Genomic DNA, 18,363 nt, shown 5'->3' on the forward strand with positions numbered 1-18,363 from the left:
CGCCCGGAGTGCGCGTACGACGATGGATGCCGGAACAAGTCCGGCATGACGAAAGGGGTCGGGGCAGCTAGGGTCGAAGCATGGCCGACCTGTTCGCCGACCACGACTTGGCCCCGCCCCCCGCGCCGGACGCGCCGCTGGCCGACCGCCTCCGCCCCAAACAGCTGGACGAGGTCGTCGGCCAGGAGCACCTGACCGGCCCGGACGGCGCGATCGGCCGCATGGTCGCCGCCGGCCGCCTCTCCTCCGTCATCCTCTGGGGCCCGCCCGGCACCGGTAAGACGTCGATCGCCCGCCTGCTCGCCGACGCGGTGGGCCTGCGCTTCGTCGCGATCAGCGCCGTGTTTTCGGGGGTAGCCGACCTGAAACGCGCCTTCGCCGAGGCGCGGGACCACGCCCGCTCCGGCCGCCGCACGCTCCTGTTCGTGGACGAGATCCACCGCTTCAACCGCGCCCAGCAGGACGGCTTTCTGCCATACGTCGAGGACGGCACCGTTACGCTGATCGGCGCCACGACCGAGAACCCCAGCTTCGAGCTCAACGCCGCGCTGCTCAGCCGCGCGCAGGTGCTTATCCTCCACCGCCTGGACGCGGCGGCGCTGAACAAGCTCCTCGACCGCGCCGAGGCGGAGGTCGGTCGCCCCCTCCCGCTCACGGCCGAAGCCCGCGACGCGCTCGTCGCGAGCGCGGACGGCGACGGCCGCTTCCTCCTGAACCAGGTCGAGACGCTCTACTCGGTCGAGCTCGCCGAGCCGCTCGACGCGAGAGGCCTGTCGAGCTTCCTCCAGCGCCGCGTCCCCGTCTACGACAAGGACCGCGAGGGCCACTACAACCTCATCTCCGCGCTGCATAAATCGATCCGCGGCTCCGACCCGCAGGCCGCGCTCTATTATCTCGCGCGCATGCTGACCGCCGGCGAGGAGCCGCTCTACGTGCTCCGTCGCCTCGTCCGCGCCGCCGTCGAGGATGTCGGCCTCGCCGACCCGCAAGCGCTCCAACAATGCCTGCTCGCCAAGGACGCCTACGACTTCCTGGGCTCGCCCGAGGGCGAGCTCGCCATCGCGCAGGCGTGCCTCTACCTCGCCACCGCGCCGAAATCGAACAGCGCCTACGCCGCGCAGAAAGCCGCCTGGAAATGCGCGCGCGAGACGGGCAGCCTCATGCCGCCGATGAACATCGTCAACGCGCCGACCAAGCTGATGCGCGACGCCGGCTATGGCCAGGGTTACGAGTACGACCACGATGCCGAGGGCGGGTTCAGCGGCGCCGATTACTGGCCCGATGACCTGCCGCCCCAGACCTTCTACACGCCCACGGACCGCGGCCACGAGAAGCGCGTCGCCGAGCGCATAGCCTGGTGGGAGGAGATGAGGAATGCGAAGCGTCGTTAGCCTATGTCTGCTGCTGGCCGTCCCCGCCGCGGCTCAACAGGCCCCGGCTCCCGCCCAGCCTACGCCCTATCAGCGCGCCATCGCCGCCGGGTACAAGGCGGCGATGCTCTGCTCGGGCATCTTCAACGCCGGCCGGACGGAGGCGCAGGTCGCGGCCGACGAGCTTCGCGGCATCTATCCCGAGTATCAGGCGCTCGTCGCCGAGTTGCCTGCGAAGGTCGATCATGCGGGCCGAACGGTGACCGTGGCATGGTCCGACACGCTGCCGCCCCGCCGAGCCCAATGGGTGCGGCAGCAGGGGTGCACGAACTTCCCGATCGGCGACGCGGAGCTGACGGTCTCGACGGGCGGGCGCGACGGCCGGACCGCCGCCGGTCCGGACTCCCGCGCGTGGCCCATGGGTGATGCGGGCGTTCGGCCCCGCCCCTCGCCTGCGCTCGCCGCCACCGTCGACCGCGCCTTTGATCGCGCCACCTACGGCCAGAACTCGGAGACGGTCGGCGTCGTCGTGCTCCGCGACGGCAAGGTCGTGGCGGAGCGGTATCGCGACGGCTTCGGCCTCTACACCTCCAACCGCACCTGGTCCGTCGCCAAGAGCCTGGCCGGCGCGGTGCTCGGCGTCGCGCAGGCGCAGGGCGCGATCGACGTCGCCCAGCCCGCGCCCGTGCCGGAGTGGCAAAGCCTCGGCGACCCGCGCCGGCAGATCACTACCGACCAGCTGCTCCGCATGTCCTCCGGCCTCCACAGCGCCACCGCCGGCAACCGCACGGACGCGATTTACTTCGGCGGCACCGCCGTCACCGAGGAGGCGGTCGCCTGGCCGCTCGAGGTCCGGCCCGGCACGCGCTTCCGCTACGCCAACAACGACACGCTGCTCGCAGTTCGCGCGCTCCGGGCCAAGCTGGGCGAGGAGCGCCACCGCGACTTCCCCGCCCGCGAGCTGTTCCTGAAGCTCGGCATGAACCACACCGTCGCCGAGACTGATTGGAAGGGCAACTACATCCTCTCCAGCCAGGTCTGGAGCACCGCGCGCGACCTCGCCCGCTTCGGCCAGTTCATGCTGCAGGACGGCGTCTGGCAGGAACGGCGCCTGCTCCCCGCCGGCTGGATGGCCGAGTCGCTTCGCCCGAGCGGTCCTCAGCCCGCTAGCGGCCCCGGCTACGGCCGCACGCTCTGGCTTTTCGGCCCGAAGCAGGGCCTGCCGGAGGGCAGCTACGCCGCCCAGGGCAACCGCGGCCAGTACGTGATGGTGATCCCCTCCGAACGCCTCGTCGTCGTCCGCCGCGGCGAGGACCCCGGCCCCGCCCGCTTCGACATCGCCAAGTTCACCGCGGACGTCCTCGCCGCCAAGTGAGGTTCACCCGCTTCGCCTGCTGGGATTGGTCGGGCGCGGCGGTCGAGCGCCCGCCGGGCCTCGCGCTGGCCGTCGCCGAGCGGGACGGTCCGCCGCGACTGATCGACCGCCGCTGGTCGCGCGAGGACGCGCTCGCCTGGCTGCGCGACGTCGCCCGCTCCGGCGAGCCGGTGCTGGTCGGCCTCGACCTCTCGCCTGCGCTGCCCTTCGCAGATCGCGGCGCATACTTTCCGGGCTGGCCCGACAGCCCGCCCGACGCCCGCGCGCTCTGGCGCTTGGTGGACGATCTCTCCGCCGACGATCCGCACCTCTCCGCCGCCGGCGTGCTCCGCCACCCCGAGATCGCCCGCCACTTCCGCCAGCACCGCTCGAAGGGAGACCGCTTCGGCGAGGGCCGCGGCCGGCTGCGTGCGACGGAGCGGGCGATGCCCGGCCTGCCGTCGAGCTGCTTCAATCTCGTCGGCGCCGCGCAGGTCGGCAAGTCGAGCCTGACCGGCATGCGCGTCCTGCACCGCCTCGACGGCGCGATCCCCGTCTGGCCCATCGACCCGCTCCCGCCGACCGGTCCCGTGATCGTCGAGATTTACCCTCGTCTCGCCGCGCTCGCCGCCCAAGTGGCCGGTGGCCGCAAGCTCCGTGACCCTGCAGCACTGGCGCAAGCGCTGGCCCGGCTCGGCAGTCCCGCGCCCGAGCTGCCCGCCCGCCTGACCGACCACGCCAGCGACGCCCTGCTTACCGCGGCTTGGCTGCGCGCCACCGCAGACCGCGCCGACCTCTGGGCCGTGCGCGATGCCGAGATCGCCCGAACCGAAGGCTGGACCTTCGGCGTCCCCTGGCGTTAGAGGCGCGAAGGACGCCGGTTTAGCTCAGCTGGTAGAGCAGCGGTTTTGTAAACCGAAGGTCGCGGGTTCGATCCCTGCAACCGGCACCGTCATCCTTCCAGGAAGTCCGCGCCCAGCGCCGCGTCGCGCCGGCGTTCTATCTCCTCCACGCGGTCGCGCAGGCGTTTGGTCAGCGTCTCGTACGCGAAGCGCCCGAGCGGCAGGTGGCGCGGCGGCCGGGGCTCTTCCGTTATGGCGACGATCGCCTCCGCCGCCCGCCTGGGGTCGCCCGGCTGCTTGCCGCTATAGCCCGACGTCAGGCTCAGCCGCGCGCCCGCGGTCTGCTGGTACGCGTCGATCATCACCGGCGTTTGGTGGAGCGACCGCCCCGCCCAGTCGGTGCGGAACGGCCCGGGCTCGACGCAAGTCACCTTGATGCCCAGCGGCTCGCCCTCGGCGGCGAGCGAGTCCGACCAACCCTCCACCGCGTGCTTACTCGCCGCGTAATAGCCTGAGCCCGGAAAACCGACGAGCCCCGCCACCGAGCTGATGTTGATCACGTGCCCGCCGCCCTGCGCCCGCATGTGCGGCAGCACCGCGCGGGTCAGCGCGAACAGCCCGAACACGTTGGCGTCGAACTGCGCGCGGATCTCCTTCTCGACGCCCTCCTCGACCGACGACTGGTAGCCGTAGCCCGCGTTGTTCACGAGCACGTCCACGCGCCCGAACCGCTCGATCGCCTGCTCCACCGCAGCCCGGACCTGCGCCGCGTCCGTCACGTCCAGCGCCAGCGCCAGCGCGCGCTCGCCGCCCTCCTCGGCCAGGTCCGCCACCCTGCCCGCGTCCCGCGCCGTCGCGACCACTCGGCCGCCCCGCGCCAGCGCCGCGCGCGCGATCTCCCGCCCGAAGCCGGTCGAGCAGCCGGTGATGAACCAGACGGGATTGGCTTGCATGAGGGGGCTCGCTCGGCTGAAGGGCTGATCCGTGTTGCAACCCCCCGTCGAACCCCCGCGTTCCGCCGCGCGAATGATCAAGCTTGCCAGTTACAACATGCGCAAGGGCATCGGGACCGATCGCCGCCGCAACCCCGAACGCACGCTGGAGGTCCTCCGTGAGATCGACGCCGACGTGGTCGCGCTGCAGGAGGCCGACCGCCGTTTCGGCCCGCGCGAGATGGTGCTCGACCACCATCTGCTCGACGAGCATAGCGACTGGAAAGCGGTGCCGCTGAACGTCCGCGAGCGGTCGATGGGTTGGCATGGGAACGCCATCCTGGTGCGCAAGTCGGCGGAGATCGTGGACTGCGGCGCGATCCACCTCCCCGCGCTGGAGCCCCGCGGCGCGGTGGTCGCCGACGTGAAGCTAGGGGACGAGGTGCTGCGCGTCATCGGCATGCACCTCGACCTGTTGGGCCTGTGGCGTCGCCGCCAAGCGCACGCGATCCTCGCCCATCTCGCCGCCGCGTCCGAGCCGCGGCCGACCGTCATGATGGGCGACCTGAACGACTGGAGCGCCCGGTCGGGCTGCCTGCGCGACTTCGGGGCCAAGTTCCGCATCGCGCCGACCGGCCCCAGCTTCCACGCCCGCCGCCCCGTCGGCCGCCTCGACCGCATCATGATCAGCCCCGAACTGCAGCTGAAGGATTGCGGCGTCCACGCCAGCGCCGCCGCGCGCAAGGCGAGCGACCACCTTCCCGTCTGGGCGGTGGTAGAGCGCGCGTGACCCTTCTTCTGACGTTCGCCCTGAGCTTGTCGAAGGACCGTCCTTCTTGCTGTCGGCGATGAGAAGAACAGTGCTTCGACAAGCTCAGCACGAACGGAATCAGGGGAGGGCCCGCTGATGCGCGAGAAGGAACTCCGCCTGGCGCTCGTCTGCTACGGCGGCGTCAGCCTCGCCGTGTACATGCACGGCATCACCAAGGAGGTGTGGCACCTGGCCGCCGCCAGCCGCGCCTACGCCGAGGGCGTGGCCTGCGCGAACGGCTCGCGCCGCGTCTACGCCGACCTCCTCGCCGAGATCGAGCGGGCGGCCGGCGTCCGTCTCCGCGTGCTCGCCGACATCGTCGCGGGCGCGAGCGCGGGCGGCATCAACGGCGTGTTCCTCGCCCAGGCGGTCGCGACCGGCCAGTCGCTCGACCCGCTCACCGACCTATGGCTCGACCACGCCGACGTCGAGTCGCTGATCGACCCGGAGGCCGCCCCCGCCGGGCGCTTCTCGCGCGTCTGGGCCATGCCGCTCGCCTGGCTCGCCGGGCGGCGCGGGACGGAGAACGCCGACCCCGCCGACGCCGCCACGCGCGACGAGGTCCGTGCCAAGATCTCGCACTTCGTCCGTTCCCGCTGGTTCGAGCCGCCGTTCGGGGGCAAGACGCTGACCGGCCTCGTCCTCGACGCGCTAGACGCGATGCGCGCGGGCGAGCGCGGTCCGCGCCTGTTGCCCGCCGACCAACCGCTCGACCTGTTCGTCACCGTGACCGAGTTCCTCGGCCATCCCGAGCGGCTCCGCCTCCACTCGCCGCACGAGGTGGTCGAGACCGAGCACCGCCTCGTCATCGACTTCACCGATAATGGCGACCCGTGCGACACGCTCGCCCACCCCGCCGAGCTGACCTTCGCCGCGCGCGCGACGTCCAGCTTCCCCGGCGCGTTCCCGCCTTTTACGGTCACCGAGCTCGACGGGGTGCTCGCCGCACGTGAGGCGAGCTGGGCGGGCCGCCGCTCCTTCCTGCGCCGCGTACTCCCGCGCCAGACGGCGGCGAACGCGCTCGACACCGCGGTGCTGATCGACGGCTCCGTCCTCGCCAACGCGCCTTTCGGCCCGGCGATGGCCGCACTCAAGGACCGCCCCGCCCGCCGCGAGGTCGACCGCCGCTTCGTCTATATCGACCCCTCGCCCGGCATCGACCTGCGCGTCTCGCGGGCCGAAGGCCCGCCCGGTTTCTTCCAGACCATCCTCGGCGCGCTGAGCGACCTGCCCCGCGCCCAGCCAATCCGCGACAATCTGGAGGCCATCGCCGCCCGCTCCGCCCGGATCGAGACGATGCGCGCGATGGTCGACGCACTCCGCACCCGCGTCGACGCCGAGGTCGAGCGGCTGTTCGGCCGCACCTTCTTCCTCGACCGCCCCACGCCCGCGCGCCTCGTCGCGTGGCGTCGCCGCGCCCAGATCGGCAGCATGGCCGCAGCCGGCTACGCCCACGCCGCCTACGGCCTGCTCAAGATCACCGCGCTCGCCGATCAGCTCACCGAGCTGCTCGCGGGCGTCATGGGCGACGCGCGCGAGGAACGCCGCACCGTCATCCGCACCGCGATCGCGCGCTGGCTCGACGCGCGGGGAGTCGCCGCCGATCCGGAGGGCGAGACCGCCGTCGACTTCTTCCGCCGCTTCGACTGGAGCTTCCGCGTCCGCCGCCTGCGCCTGCTCGCGCGCCGCCTGGCCGAGGCGGAGACTGCAGGTGAGACGCCCGGCCTGCCCGAGCTGCGCAAGGCCATCTACGACTCGCTCGGCCCCTATCTCGACGGGCAGCGTCCGCGCGCGCATCGCCAGCTCCGCCGCGACATCCGCCGCATGCGCGAGGACGCGGGTCCGGTGCTCGACCGGCTCGCCCAGTCGCTCGACCTCGCCCGGCTCGACGCCGAAACCGACGAGCGCCTGTCCGCCGCGCTCGCGCTCCTCCCCCGCGAGACGCGCCGCCAGCTGCTCCTCGCCTATCTCGGCTTTCCCTACTTCGACACCGCCACGCTCCCGCTGCTCCAGGGCGAGGGGCTGGACGAGTTCGACCCGATCAAGGTCGACCGCATCTCGCCGGAGGACGCGCGCTCGGTGCGCGAAGGCGGAGCGGCGGCGACGCTCAAGGGCATCCAGTTCGGCACGTTCGGCGCCTTCTTCTCGCGCGCATACCGCGAAAACGACTATCTCTGGGGCCGCCTCCACGGCGCGGAGCGGATGATCGACATCGCCGTCTCGGCGCTGCCGCCCGGCCAGCACCTCGCCCCCGGCCGTGTCGCCGCGATCAAGCGCGATGCGTTCCTTGCCATCCTGGCGGAGGAGGAACCTCGCCTGACCGCCATCCCGTCGCTGTTCGAGAGCCTGCGTCGGGAGATAGGCTGACCCACCCTTCTCCCCCTGGGAGAGGGGCAAGCTGCGCAGCAGCGCGGGGTGAGGGTGACGCGCACACGAGCCCGATCACCCTCACCCCTCGTCCGCTACGCGGCCTCGCCCCTCTCCCGGTGGGAGAGGGGTAGAAGGTGACAACCCGCCGCCCCCGCGCTACCCCTCCCTCATGCGGTTCCTGCAAACGCTCTTCTGGTGCCTCCTCGCCTTCGTGGCCGCGCTCTTCACCTACGGCAACTGGACCAGCGTGCCGATCAAGCTGTGGAGCAACATCGTCGCAGACGTGAACCTGCCTTTCCTGCTGCTGCTCACCTTTCTTATCGGCTTCGTCCCCGCGGCGCTCTGGGGCTCGACCGTGCGCTACCGCCTGCGCCAGCGCCTGACCCAGGCCGAGCGCGCCGCCTACTCGCCCGTCACGCGCCCCGCGCCCACGGAGCCGCAGCCGTGAGCAGCCGCATCTACGTCGCGCTAGACCTGCCCAGGCTCGACGACGCCCGCGCGCTCGCGACCCGCGTTCGCCACCATGTCGGCGGCCTGAAGCTCGGGCTCGAGTTCTTCTGCGCCAATGGTCCCGCGGGCGTGCACGCCATGGCCGAGCTCGGCCTGCCGATCTTCCTCGACCTCAAGCTCCACGACATCCCCAACACCGTCGCCAAGGCGGTGCAGTCGCTGGCGTCGCTGGAGCCGGCGGTCCTCACCGTCCACGCCGCGGGCGGCCGCGCCATGATGGAGGACGCCAAGGCCGCCGCCCCGACGGGGACGAAGGTTGTCGCCGTCACGATGCTCACCAGCCTCGACGAGCGGGACCTGGCCGACACGGGCGTCGCGGGCTCCGCGCACGACCACGTCGTCCGCCTCGCCGAGCTGGCGCAGGAAGCCGGGATCGACGGCATCGTCTGCTCCGGCGCGGAGGTCGTCGCGGCCAAGGCGTCCTGGCGCGATGGCTTCTTCGTCGTCCCCGGCGTCCGCCCCGTGAACGGCGCCGCGGGCGACCAGAAGCGCGTCGTCACGCCGCGCCAGGCGGCGGACGCGGGTGCGTCGATCCTGGTGGTCGGACGCCCGATCACCCAGGCGGACGACCCCGACGGCGCCGCGCGCGCGATCGCGGGGACGCTATAGCGCTTCGGCGAACGCCCGCACCTCGCGCCGCGAGCGGAGCTGGATCACTTGGTCCCACCTGCCCGCCAGCCGCTCCAGCGTCTTCGGCCGCTGCACCCGCCGGAACGTCGCGACATAGTGCAGGAAGGTCCAGTCCAGCCGCTCGGGGCAACCCGGCCCCATGTCGGACCGGACGCGCCCGCGGGCGAGCGCCACCCGCTTCAGCACGCGCCACACACATAAGCCGGTGGGCAGGTCAAGCCATATGATCACGTCCGCCCGCGCCGCCCGCCTCGCCAGGCCCGCCCCGTAGTTGCCGTCGATCACCCACCGTTCGCGCGCGATCAGCGCGTCTTCCGCCGCCCGCCACTCGTCGTCGGGCGGCTCGACCCAGCCAGGCCGCCAATGCTCCTTGTCGAGGTGGACGAGAGGCAGCCCTGTCCGCAAGGCTATGATGCGCGACAGCGTCGACTTGCCCGCGCCCGGCGAGCCGACCACGGCGATACGCCGCGCCCCACGCACGTCCGCGATCCTCGCCATGCCATTCCCTTTCGCGCGATCCCGCGCCATTAGCGCCGCATGCCCGCCACCGCCAAGATCTGCGGCCTCAGCACGCCCGAGACGCTCGACGCCGCCGTCGCGGGCGGGGCTAGCCATGTCGGCTTAGTGTTCTTCCCGCCGTCGCCGCGCGACCTGAGCTTCGATCGCGCCGCCGGTCTCGCCGGCCGCGTGCCGAGCCATGTCGCCCGCGTCGGTGTCTTCGTCGACCCTGACGACGCGCTGCTCGACCAGGCGGCCGCCGCCGGCCGCCTCCAAGCGCTCCAGCTGCACTCCACCTCGCCCGACCGTGTCGCCGCGATCCGCGCCCGCACGCGGCTCGAGACCTGGGCCGCCGTGCCCATCCGCACCCGCACCGACCTCGACGGGGCGCGCGCGTTCGCCGGCGCGGCCGACCGTCTCCTCTACGACGCTAAAACGCCGCCCGGCTCGGCGCTGCCCGGCGGCATGGGCCTGCGCTTCGACTGGGCGCTGCTCGACGGCTTCCGCCACCCGCTCCCCTGGGCGCTGTCCGGCGGGCTCGACCCGGCCAACGTCGCGGAGGCGATCCGCCGCACGGGCGCGAAGCTGGTCGACGTGTCCTCGGGCGTGGAGACCGCGCCGGGGATCAAGGATGCATGGAAGATCGCGACGTTCCTGAAAGCGGTGCGCGCCGCCTAACCTTCTTCCGTCACCCCGGACTTGTTCCGGGGTCCATCGTTGTCCGGGCGATCTGGTCGCGTGTGCGTGGACGGACAGCGGTGCGCGCTCTTCGAAGCCTGCGCGCCCACCACGATGGACCCCGGAACAAGTCCGGGGTGACGGTTCGGTTAGCAACCGGCCGTCTCGACACTCGCCCGCATGGTGATAAACGCGGCCACGATGAACGCCCCCAACTCCTTCCGGACCTTACCCGACGAGCGCGGGCATTTCGGCCAGTTCGGCGGCCGCTACGTCGCCGAAACGCTGATGCCGCTTATCCTGGAGCTCGAGCGCGAGTATCGCGCGGCCAAGGACGACCCGGCCTTCGCGCGCGAGTTCGACGACCTGCTCGAACATTATGTCGGCCGCCCCAGCCCACTCTACTTCGCCGAGCGGCTGACCGAGGCGCTGGGCGGCGCGCAGGTATGGTTCAAGCGCGACGAGCTGAACCACACGGGCGCGCACAAGATCAACAACTGCATCGGCCAGATCCTGCTCGCGCGGCGCATGGGCAAGACGCGCATTATCGCAGAGACGGGCGCGGGCCAGCACGGCGTCGCCACCGCGACCGTCTGCGCCCGCTTCGGCCTGCCCTGCACCATCTTCATGGGTGCGCGAGACATCGAGCGGCAGCAGCCCAACGTCTTCCGCATGAAGCTCTTGGGCGCGGAGGTCCGCGCCGTTACGTCCGGCGCGCAGACGCTCAAGGATGCGATGAACGAGGCGCTGCGCGACTGGGTCGCGAACGTCCACGACACCTTCTACATCATCGGCACCGCCGCCGGCCCGCACCCCTATCCGGAGCTGGTGCGCGACTTCCAGTCGGTGATCGGCCGCGAGGCGCGCGCGCAGATGCTGAGTCGCACCGGCCGCCTCCCCGACCTGCTCGTCGCGGCGATCGGCGGCGGGTCGAACGCGATCGGCCTGTTCCACCCCTTCCTCGACGATGCCGACGTGAGGATGCTCGGCGTCGAGGCGGCCGGCCACGGGCTCGACAAGCAGCACGCGGCGTCGCTCGCCGGCGGCTTCCCCGGCGTGCTCCACGGCAACAAGACCTACCTGCTCCAGGACGAGGACGGCCAGATCGCCGAGGCGCACTCGATCAGCGCCGGCCTCGACTATCCCGGCATCGGCCCCGAGCACGCCTGGCTCCACGAGATCGGTCGGGTCGAGTACACCGCCGTCACCGACCACGAGGCGCTCGACGCCTTCCAGCTCCTCTGCCGCACCGAGGGCATCATCCCCGCGCTCGAACCCAGCCACGCCATCGCCGCCGTCGCCAAGCGCGCGCGGGAGATGCGCACCGACGAGGTGATCCTCGCCAACCTGTGCGGCCGCGGCGACAAGGACATCTTCACCGTCGCTCACGCGCTGGGAGTGCAGATGTGACGCGAGACAGAAGATTGCTGGCCGCGTTACTATCGCTCGTCGCTGCCGCGATGGCGCTGGTGGTTCAAGCAGCGATCGTTAACAGATACATCTACGCGGCCGTTATGGGCAACTGGACCGGCTTTCCTAATCCGCCCGCATCGGGGCCTGACAAGTACTGCCTTGATTATTGTGTTGCGGATCTGCCCTTTGCAGCAGGCTGGATAGGCATCGGCACGTTCTTGCTGGGGCTGCTGCTCGTGGCGCACGCCTGGTGGAAACCGAGGGCATGACCCGCCTCGCCTCCGCCTTCTCCCGCCGCCCCGCGCTGGTCGCGTTCGTCACCGCCGGCGATCCCTCGCCCGCCGCTACGCCCGCCGTCCTCGACGCGCTGGTCGAGGGCGGGGCGGATGTGGTCGAGCTCGGCATGCCCTTCACCGACCCGATGGCGGACGGTCCCGCCATCCAGGCCGCCAACATCCGCAGCCTCGCCGCCGGCACGACCACCGCCGACGTCCTCGCCATCGCCCGCAGCTTTCGCGAGCGTCACCCACACGTGCCGCTTGTGCTGATGGGCTACGCCAACCCGATGCTCTGCCGCGGCCCCGACTGGTTCGCGCGCGCCGCGGCCGAGGTGGGCGTCGACGGCGTGATCGCGGTCGACCTGCCGCCGGAGGAGGACGACGCGCTCGGCCCCGCGCTCCGGGCGCACGGCCTGGCCCCGATCCGCCTCGCCACGCCCACCACTGACGCGGCACGCCTGCCGGAGGTGCTGAACGGTGCGGGCGGCTTCCTCTACTACGTCTCCGTGGCCGGCATCACCGGCCTGCAACAGGCGACGCAGCTCTCGATCGAGACCGCCGTCGGGCGCCTGAAGGCCGCGACCGACCTCCCCGTCGCGGTCGGTTTCGGCATCCGCTCGCCCGATCAGGCCGCCGCCGTCGCGCACGTCGCCGATGGCGTCGTGGTCGGCTCGGCGATCGTCGATCTCGTCGCCCAGCACGGCGCCGCCGCGCCCGCGCCCATCGCCGCCCTGGTCCGCTCGCTCAAGGAGGCGATGACCGCCGTGAAAGTACCCGCATGACCTGGCTCAACTCCGTCCGCAACGCGCTCCCCTTCGTCCACAAGCGCGAGACGCCCGACAATCTATGGCACAAATGCCGCGGCTGCGGGCAGATGGTGTTCAACAAGGAGCTGGCGGAGAACCTCCACGTCTGCCCGCGCTGCGACCATCACGAGCGCATCGGCCCCACCCAGCGCTTTCGCCACCTGCTCGACGAGGGCAGCTGCGCCGAGCTTCCGGCACCCCAGGTGCCCGAGGACCCGCTCAAGTTCCGCGACTCGAAGCGCTACACCGACCGCCTGAAGGCCGCTCGCGCCGAGCACCACGAGCGCGACGCGCTGGTGAACGCCAAGGGCTCGATCGGCGGCCACCCCGTCGTCATGGGCGTCCAGGACTTCGCCTTCATGGGCGGCTCGATGGGCGTCGCCGTCGGGGAGGCCTTCGTGCGCGGCGTCGAGGCCGCGATCGAGGCGAAATGCCCCTACATCGTCTTCACCGCGTCCGGCGGCGCGCGCATGCAGGAGGGCATCCTGTCGCTCATGCAGATGCCGCGCACCACGGTCGCGATCCAGATGCTCCACGACGCGGGCCTGCCCTACATCGTCGTGCTGACCGACCCGACCAGCGGCGGCGTCATGGCCGCCTACGCCATGCTCGGCGACGTCCAGATCGCCGAGCCCAAGGCCACGCTCGCCTTCACCGGCCGCCGCGTCATCGAGAACACGATCCGCGAGAAGCTGCCCGACGACTTCCAGACGAGCGAGTACTATCTGGAGCACGGCCTGATCGACATGGTCGTGCATCGCAAGGAGTTGAAGGAGCAGCTGGCGACCGTGATCGGCTATCTGACGAGCACGCGGAAGGCGGCTTAGGGGGGAGCAGGTATAAGGGAGCAGGGCCTACGTTCAGGCGTGGCGTCCCGTTACCTGCTCCCTGCTCCCTGCTCCCTGCTCCCTCTCACATGCCCGACCACGCCCGCTCCTCAGACCCCGCCGTCCAGGCCCAACTAGACCGCCTTTGGCGCCTCTCCCCGGGCGCGGACGTCCTCGGCCTCGACCGCATCACGCGCTTGCTCGCCCGCCTCGGCGACCCCCATCGCCACCTGCCCCCCGTCCTCCACGTCGCCGGCACCAACGGCAAGGGCTCCACCTGCGCCTTCCTCCGCGCCGCACTGGAAGCGGCGGGCTATAAAGTACACGCCTACACCAGCCCCCACCTCGTCCGCTTCAACGAGCGCATCCGCTTGGCCGGTAACCTCATCACCGACGCCCAGCTCGCCCCCTTGCTCGCCGAGGTTCTCGACCGGGCTGACGGCGTCAACGCCAGCTTCTTCGAGGTCACCACCGCCGCCGCGTTCCTCGCCTTCGCGCGCACCCCCGCCGACGCCTGCGTCGTCGAGGTGGGCCTGGGCGGCCGCCTCGACGCCACCAACGTCCTCGCCGACCCCGCCGCGACCGGCATCGCCGCGCTCGGCATCGATCATCAGGCGTTCCTGGGCGACACCGCCGTCCAGATCGCCCGCGAGAAGGCCGGCATCGCCGAGCCCGGCCGCCCGCTCATGACCCTCGCCTACCCGGACCCGATTGCCGCCGCCGTGCAGGAGGTCGCCCTCGCCGCCGGCGCGCCGGTGCTCGCCGCCGAGCGCGACTGGCGCTTCACCTCGCATCCCGACCATGTCCGCTACGAGGACGCGACCGGCGCGCTCGACTTGCCGCTACCCGTGCTCCCCGGCCGCCACCAACACGCCAATCTGGCGCTCGCCGTCGCCATGCTCCGCCACCAGGACCGCATCGTCGTTCCGGATGCCGCGCTCCAGGCTGCCGCGACCGGAGCCCGCTGGCCCGCCCGCATGCAGCGCCTCCGCCCCGGCCCGCTCACCGCGCTGCTGCCAGAAGGAGCCGAACTCTGGCTCGACGGCGGCCATAACGAGGACGCCGCCGCCGCGATCGCGCCTGTCATCGCCGCGCAGGCGCAGGGCCGCCCCGTCCACCTCGTGCTCGGCCTGCTCGCCAACAAGGACATGGCCGGCGTGCTGCGCCACCTCGCCCCGATCGCGGGCGCGCTGACGGCCGTGCCCGTCCCCGACCACGCCCACCACGCCCCCGCCGACCTCGCCGAAGCCGCGCGTGGGGCGGGCGTGCCGGTCGTCGCCACCGCCCCCGACGTCCCCGCCGCGCTCGCTCAGGCCGACGCGCCTGTCGTCCTGATCGCCGGTTCGCTCTACCTCGCGGGCGCGGTGCTCGCCGCGAACGACGAGCCGCCTGACTGACCGTCAGACCGCCGGCACCGACCGCTCGGCCGGCTCGCGCGGCGCACCGCGCCACCATTCCAGCAGCACGAGCCCGATCGCGACCAACCCCAGCGCTGCGGTGAAGCGGAACACGCTGGCGTAGCCGACCTGCTCGATCGCCTCGCCCATCGCCGCGCGCCCCAGCGCGCCGACCAGGAACGTCAGCGACGACAGCAGCGCATACTGCACTGCGCTGTAATGCTTTGATACGATCGACGAAATGTACGCCACGAACGCCGCGCCCGCGAGGCCGCCCGCGATGTTCTCCCCGGAGATCGCGATCATGAGACGTACCATGCGCGCGTCCGCCCCACTCAATGCGCCCAGCCGGTCGAGCCCGAACAGACCGGCGAAGACGTCGATGCCTGCACCGCCCAACGCCAGGTCGGCGTAGAGCAGGTTGGACGCCGCCGCCGCCACTGCGCCCGCCAGCAGCGTCGGCATCCGCCCCAGCGTTGCGAACAGGAACCCGCCCAGCGCGACGCCGACGATCGTCATCAGCACGCCGAAGAGCTTGGACGCGAAGGCGACCTCGTCGTTCGTATAGCCAAGGAAGTCGAGGTAAAAGGGAAAGGCGAACGGCGCCCAGATCGAGTCGCAGATGCGGTAGGCGAGGATCAGCGCCACGACCACCGCCGCGCCCCAGCGCAGGCGCGACACGATCTCCGACAGGGGCAGGATCAGCGCGCGGTAGCAATGATCCGCCGCCCGGCCCGCGGCGCCAATCGAAGGATCGCCTCGCACGGCCGAGGCGAACCCGTTCGCCCAGGCCGACACCAGCGCAGGTACGACCACCGTCGCGACCACGATCCAGGGCCCCCAGAATTTTGTGAAGTCACCCGCCGACGGCGCGGTCGCGCCCGGCGCGGCGGGCGTGAGCGCGCTCACCATGAAGCGCGCCAGCATCAGGATGGCCCAGCCCCAGCAGACCGCGACGACGCCCAGCGCGATAGCGCGCCGACGGCGATCGGGAACAGCGTGCCCCTCCAGCGGCGCTCGCGCGTCTGCCTCCGGGTCCGGCGCTTCGGGCGCGAGCATGGTCACCGCCGCCAGCGCGAGCATTACGACGCCGAAGCCCGTGTAGATGGCGGGCCAGCCCAGCCGCGCCGCCAGGACCAGCGCCAGCGCGCCGCCCGCCAGCGCGGCGATGCGGTTGCCGAGCTGGTAGATGGCCGACAGGATCTCGACGGTCGCCCGCTCATCGGCGATCTCGATGCGCCACGCGTCGATCACGACGTCCTGCGTCGCCGAAAAGAACGCCGCCGTGACGGCCAGCACCGCGAAGCTGCCGATCGCTGCGATCGGATCGGTCGCGGCCAGCCCCCACAATAGCAGCCCCAGCACGACCTGGCACAGCACCAGCCAGGACCGCCGCCGACCGAACCGCGCGATCAGCGGCGGGCGCGTGCGGTCCACCACCGGCGACCAGAGAAACTTGAACGCGTAGGCGAGCCCGATCCAGGATAACACGCCGATCGTGGCCAGGCTGACCTTGAGCTCGCCCAGCCACGCATTCAGCGTCCCGATCAGCAACACGAAAGGCAGGCCGGACGCGAAGCCGAGCGCCAGCATCACCGCTGTCTTGCGGCTGGTCAGCGCCGCCCGCGCCAGCGCCAACCCCGTCAGTTTCTCCGCCAAACGTCCATCCCTACTCCAAAGCCGGCCACCCTAAAGGCAAAATGCTGAACGGGAAGCCTGACCTGCGGCGGCTGGCGAAATCGCTCGTCGCACCCGTGCCAGCGTTCGCCGCAAAGCGGGGCAGCGGCGACCCACCTCCCCTCGTCACCCCGGACTTGTTCCGGGGTCCATCGTCGTGCGGGCGGCGCGTCGAGGGTGTGCACGACCGCCCGCCCCCATGCTCGCGAGCGGTTCGCCCGGACAGCGATGGACCCCGGAACAAGTCCGGGGTGACGGTTTGGAGGTCGGCTCAGAGGAGCCGAAATTTACGCCCGTTCGAACAGACGCAACCCCGCCGGCATGCGCTTGGGCCGACGCCCGTCCTGCGCCGCCTCGATCGCGTCGATGGCGGCGAGCAGGTCGCGCTGCTGGTACGGCTTGGACAGGCACCCGCTCGCGAAAGCCTGCGCCTCGGCCGGGCAGTTGCCCGTGACGTACAAGGCCGGAATCGCCCTGGCGAACGCCGCGCGCGCCACGTCCATGCCGTTGCCGTCGGTCAGCACCAGGTCGACCAGCACCAGGTCGATCGCCTTGCCGCTCGCGATCTCGGCCACCGCGTCCGACACGCGGTCGGTCGTCGCCACCACCGTGAACCCGGCGTCGAGGAGGAAATGCTCGTTGTCGAACGCGACCAGCGGCTCGTCCTCGACGACGAGCAGCTTCTCGATCCGCCTCTTTTTCCTCCCGAACAGCATCGGCGCCCTCCGTGGCGCTTATTCGTCTCAAGTCCTTGCGCTAACGTACCGAGCGGCGGATCGGTCGCAAAATAAAATGCGTGCGCCCCCAAACGCATGTATCGCGCTCGGCCTATGGCCGTCGATCCCCGCCCCGAACAGCGTATCGCCAAGCTCCTCGCCCGCGCCGGCGTCGCCTCGCGCCGCGAGGTGGAGCGCATGATCGCCGAGGGCCGCGTCGCGCTGAACGGCCAGGCGCTCGACACGCCCGCGACGCTGCTGCGGTCGCTCCACGGCGTCACCGTCGACGGCCAGCCCGTCGCCGCGCCCGCGCCCGCGCGGCTGTTCCTGTTCCACAAGCCCAACGGCCTGCTCGTGACGGAGCGCGATCCCGCGGGCCGGCCCACCATCTACGATCGCCTGCCCCGCGACCTGCCGCGCGTGGTCCCCGTCGGCCGCCTCGACCTCAACACCGAGGGTCTGCTGCTCCTCACCACCGACGGCGGGCTGAAGCGCCAGCTCGAGCTCCCCGCCACCGGCGTCGAGCGCGCCTATCGCGCCCGCACCTATGGCGAGGTGAGCCAGGCGCGGCTCGAGGAGCTGATCGAGGGCGTGGAGATCGACGGGGTCCGCTACGGCTCGATCGACGCCAACCTGGAACGCCGCACGGGCGCGAACGCCTGGATCGAGCTGATCCTGACCGAGGGCAAGAACCGCGAAGTCCGCCGCGTGCTGGAGCATCTCGGCCTCCAGGTCAGCCGCCTCATCCGCACCCGCTACGGCCCGTTCGTGCTCGGCGAGCTGCAGCCGGGCGAGATCGGCGAGGTGCGCCAGCACGACCTCGTCGCGTTCCGCCGCCAGCTGGAGAAGAAGCAGAAGCCGGAGTATCTGGTGGCGGTCGGCCCCCGCTCTAATCCTCCCCGAGCTTCGCTCGGGGAGGGGGGCGTAGCGGCGATCAGCGACTTGCCGGGGGCAAGTCGCAGCCGCGGAGCCGGCTCGCAACGCGAGCCGAGGCCGAAGGCTGGTGGAGGGGCCGACCCCACGCCGCGCCCGTCCAAGCCCCTCCACCCCCGGCCCAAGAGGGCCGGCGGTCCCCCTCCCCGAGCAAGCTCGGGGAGGATCAAGAAGGACGAGGCCACCCCCGCCAAACCCAAGCGCCCCGCCCGACCACCCCGCCGCGACGAACCGGAGCAGCTCAATACCCGCCCGCCCCGCCCCCCGCGCCCTGGCCGCGCGACCACCCGCGGCCCGCGCCGTCCGGGCAAGCGCTGAACC

18 protein-coding genes and 1 tRNA gene are annotated in these 18,363 nt (G+C 71.7%); 15 read left to right on the plus strand and 4 right to left on the minus strand.

Features of this window, described 5'->3' with window-relative positions:
* The first annotated feature begins 80 nt into the window (after positions 1-80).
* The 4 genes from CKY28_RS03825 (at position 81) to CKY28_RS03840 (ending at position 3,673) form a co-directional block, all read left to right on the plus strand.
* Positions 81-1,391 (plus strand): replication-associated recombination protein A, encoded by a 1,311-nt coding sequence (locus tag CKY28_RS03825; protein WP_095997030.1) that lies wholly within the window; start codon positions 81-83, stop codon positions 1,389-1,391.
* A complete protein-coding gene (locus CKY28_RS03830; RefSeq protein ID WP_095997031.1) occupies positions 1,375-2,745 on the plus strand; it encodes a serine hydrolase domain-containing protein in 1,371 nt (456 codons plus the stop codon). The genes CKY28_RS03825 and CKY28_RS03830 overlap by 17 nt, the downstream gene beginning before the upstream one ends.
* Positions 2,742-3,587, plus strand: coding sequence for a hypothetical protein (locus CKY28_RS03835; protein ID WP_095997032.1), 846 nt, complete (start codon positions 2,742-2,744; stop codon positions 3,585-3,587). The genes CKY28_RS03830 and CKY28_RS03835 overlap by 4 nt, the downstream gene beginning before the upstream one ends.
* A gap of 13 nt (positions 3,588-3,600) precedes the next feature.
* Positions 3,601-3,673: transfer RNA gene (locus CKY28_RS03840), tRNA-Thr, on the plus strand.
* A gap of 3 nt (positions 3,674-3,676) precedes the next feature.
* Here the strand turns inward: CKY28_RS03840 and CKY28_RS03845 are convergent.
* Positions 3,677-4,519, minus strand: coding sequence for an oxidoreductase (locus CKY28_RS03845; protein ID WP_095997033.1), 843 nt, complete (start codon positions 4,517-4,519; stop codon positions 3,677-3,679).
* A gap of 73 nt (positions 4,520-4,592) precedes the next feature.
* On the opposite strand from CKY28_RS03845, the gene CKY28_RS03850 reads away from it, so the two are divergent.
* The 4 genes from CKY28_RS03850 to pyrF all read left to right on the plus strand — a co-directional run bounded on the left by CKY28_RS03850 (position 4,593) and on the right by pyrF (position 8,798).
* Positions 4,593-5,288, plus strand: coding sequence for an endonuclease/exonuclease/phosphatase family protein (locus tag CKY28_RS03850; RefSeq protein WP_095997034.1), 696 nt, complete (start codon positions 4,593-4,595; stop codon positions 5,286-5,288).
* Positions 5,289-5,405: 117 nt separating this feature from the next.
* A complete protein-coding gene (locus CKY28_RS03855) occupies positions 5,406-7,676 on the plus strand; it encodes a patatin-like protein (RefSeq protein ID WP_095997035.1) in 2,271 nt (756 codons plus the stop codon).
* Between the two features lie 172 nt (positions 7,677-7,848).
* On the plus strand, positions 7,849-8,127 hold the full coding sequence (locus CKY28_RS03860; RefSeq protein ID WP_095997036.1) for a lipopolysaccharide assembly protein LapA domain-containing protein: 279 nt from the start codon (positions 7,849-7,851) through the stop codon (positions 8,125-8,127).
* The gene (gene pyrF / locus CKY28_RS03865) at positions 8,124-8,798 is read left to right on the plus strand and encodes an orotidine-5'-phosphate decarboxylase (protein ID WP_095997037.1); all 675 of its coding nucleotides are present in this window, start codon (positions 8,124-8,126) and stop codon (positions 8,796-8,798) included. The genes CKY28_RS03860 and pyrF overlap by 4 nt, the downstream gene beginning before the upstream one ends.
* Here pyrF and CKY28_RS03870 read toward each other — a convergent pair.
* A complete protein-coding gene (locus CKY28_RS03870; protein ID WP_095997038.1) occupies positions 8,793-9,317 on the minus strand; it encodes a P-loop NTPase family protein in 525 nt (174 codons plus the stop codon). The two genes, pyrF and CKY28_RS03870, sit on opposite strands and share 6 nt — an antisense overlap.
* Before the next feature lie 39 nt (positions 9,318-9,356).
* On the opposite strand from CKY28_RS03870, the gene CKY28_RS03875 reads away from it, so the two are divergent.
* The 6 genes from CKY28_RS03875 to CKY28_RS03895 all read left to right on the plus strand — a co-directional run bounded on the left by CKY28_RS03875 (position 9,357) and on the right by CKY28_RS03895 (position 14,716).
* Positions 9,357-9,995 (plus strand): phosphoribosylanthranilate isomerase, encoded by a 639-nt coding sequence (locus CKY28_RS03875; protein ID WP_095997039.1) that lies wholly within the window; start codon positions 9,357-9,359, stop codon positions 9,993-9,995.
* Positions 9,996-10,196: 201 nt separating this feature from the next.
* Entirely contained in the window at positions 10,197-11,405 is a 1,209-nt protein-coding gene (trpB, locus tag CKY28_RS03880) for a tryptophan synthase subunit beta (RefSeq protein ID WP_095997616.1), read from the plus strand.
* A gap of 14 nt (positions 11,406-11,419) precedes the next feature.
* The gene (locus CKY28_RS18145) at positions 11,420-11,677 is read left to right on the plus strand and encodes a hypothetical protein (protein WP_141243840.1); all 258 of its coding nucleotides are present in this window, start codon (positions 11,420-11,422) and stop codon (positions 11,675-11,677) included.
* Positions 11,674-12,468 carry a tryptophan synthase subunit alpha gene (gene trpA, locus CKY28_RS03885; RefSeq protein ID WP_095997617.1) on the plus strand — a complete coding sequence of 265 codons (795 nt, stop codon included), beginning with the start codon at positions 11,674-11,676 and terminating at the stop codon, positions 12,466-12,468. The genes CKY28_RS18145 and trpA overlap by 4 nt, the downstream gene beginning before the upstream one ends.
* Entirely contained in the window at positions 12,465-13,319 is an 855-nt protein-coding gene (gene accD / locus CKY28_RS03890; RefSeq protein WP_095997040.1) for an acetyl-CoA carboxylase, carboxyltransferase subunit beta, read from the plus strand. Before trpA ends, accD begins: the two co-directional genes overlap by 4 nt.
* Before the next feature lie 89 nt (positions 13,320-13,408).
* Positions 13,409-14,716: a bifunctional folylpolyglutamate synthase/dihydrofolate synthase gene (locus CKY28_RS03895; RefSeq protein ID WP_095997041.1), complete on the plus strand. Its 1,308-nt coding sequence runs from the start codon at positions 13,409-13,411 to the stop codon at positions 14,714-14,716.
* Positions 14,717-14,719: 3 nt separating this feature from the next.
* On the opposite strand, the gene CKY28_RS03900 is transcribed toward CKY28_RS03895, so the two are convergent.
* Both CKY28_RS03900 and CKY28_RS03905 read right to left on the minus strand, forming a co-directional pair.
* On the minus strand, positions 14,720-16,375 hold the full coding sequence (locus CKY28_RS03900; RefSeq protein ID WP_095997042.1) for an AmpG family muropeptide MFS transporter: 1,656 nt from the start codon (positions 16,373-16,375) through the stop codon (positions 14,720-14,722).
* 305 nt (positions 16,376-16,680) lie between these two features.
* Positions 16,681-17,109: a response regulator gene (locus CKY28_RS03905; protein ID WP_095997043.1), complete on the minus strand. Its 429-nt coding sequence runs from the start codon at positions 17,107-17,109 to the stop codon at positions 16,681-16,683.
* A gap of 114 nt (positions 17,110-17,223) precedes the next feature.
* Here CKY28_RS03905 and CKY28_RS19005 point away from each other — a divergent pair, with 114 nt between their 5' ends.
* Positions 17,224-18,360 carry a pseudouridine synthase gene (locus tag CKY28_RS19005; protein WP_245841581.1) on the plus strand — a complete coding sequence of 379 codons (1,137 nt, stop codon included), beginning with the start codon at positions 17,224-17,226 and terminating at the stop codon, positions 18,358-18,360.
* The last annotated feature ends 3 nt before the right edge of the window (positions 18,361-18,363 follow it).

It is taken from the genome of Sphingomonas lenta, from assembly GCF_002288825.1.
Lineage (GTDB): Bacteria > Pseudomonadota > Alphaproteobacteria > Sphingomonadales > Sphingomonadaceae > Sphingomonas > Sphingomonas lenta.

Coding starts and splice junctions, on each gene's coding strand:
- trpA (WP_095997617.1), top strand. CDS start 11,674: ATGACCCGCCTCGCCTCCGCCTTCTCCCGCCGCCCCGCGCTGGTCGCG.
- CKY28_RS03860 (WP_095997036.1), top strand. CDS start 7,849: ATGCGGTTCCTGCAAACGCTCTTCTGGTGCCTCCTCGCCTTCGTGGCC.
- CKY28_RS03870 (WP_095997038.1), bottom strand. CDS start 9,317: ATGGCGAGGATCGCGGACGTGCGTGGGGCGCGGCGTATCGCCGTGGTC.
- accD (WP_095997040.1), top strand. CDS start 12,465: ATGACCTGGCTCAACTCCGTCCGCAACGCGCTCCCCTTCGTCCACAAG.
- CKY28_RS03850 (WP_095997034.1), top strand. CDS start 4,593: ATGATCAAGCTTGCCAGTTACAACATGCGCAAGGGCATCGGGACCGAT.
- CKY28_RS19005 (WP_245841581.1), top strand. CDS start 17,224: ATGGCCGTCGATCCCCGCCCCGAACAGCGTATCGCCAAGCTCCTCGCC.
- CKY28_RS03845 (WP_095997033.1), bottom strand. CDS start 4,519: ATGCAAGCCAATCCCGTCTGGTTCATCACCGGCTGCTCGACCGGCTTC.
- CKY28_RS03830 (WP_095997031.1), top strand. CDS start 1,375: ATGCGAAGCGTCGTTAGCCTATGTCTGCTGCTGGCCGTCCCCGCCGCG.
- CKY28_RS03855 (WP_095997035.1), top strand. CDS start 5,406: ATGCGCGAGAAGGAACTCCGCCTGGCGCTCGTCTGCTACGGCGGCGTC.
- CKY28_RS03875 (WP_095997039.1), top strand. CDS start 9,357: ATGCCCGCCACCGCCAAGATCTGCGGCCTCAGCACGCCCGAGACGCTC.
- CKY28_RS03895 (WP_095997041.1), top strand. CDS start 13,409: ATGCCCGACCACGCCCGCTCCTCAGACCCCGCCGTCCAGGCCCAACTA.
- trpB (WP_095997616.1), top strand. CDS start 10,197: ATGAACGCCCCCAACTCCTTCCGGACCTTACCCGACGAGCGCGGGCAT.
- CKY28_RS03825 (WP_095997030.1), top strand. CDS start 81: ATGGCCGACCTGTTCGCCGACCACGACTTGGCCCCGCCCCCCGCGCCG.
- CKY28_RS03905 (WP_095997043.1), bottom strand. CDS start 17,109: ATGCTGTTCGGGAGGAAAAAGAGGCGGATCGAGAAGCTGCTCGTCGTC.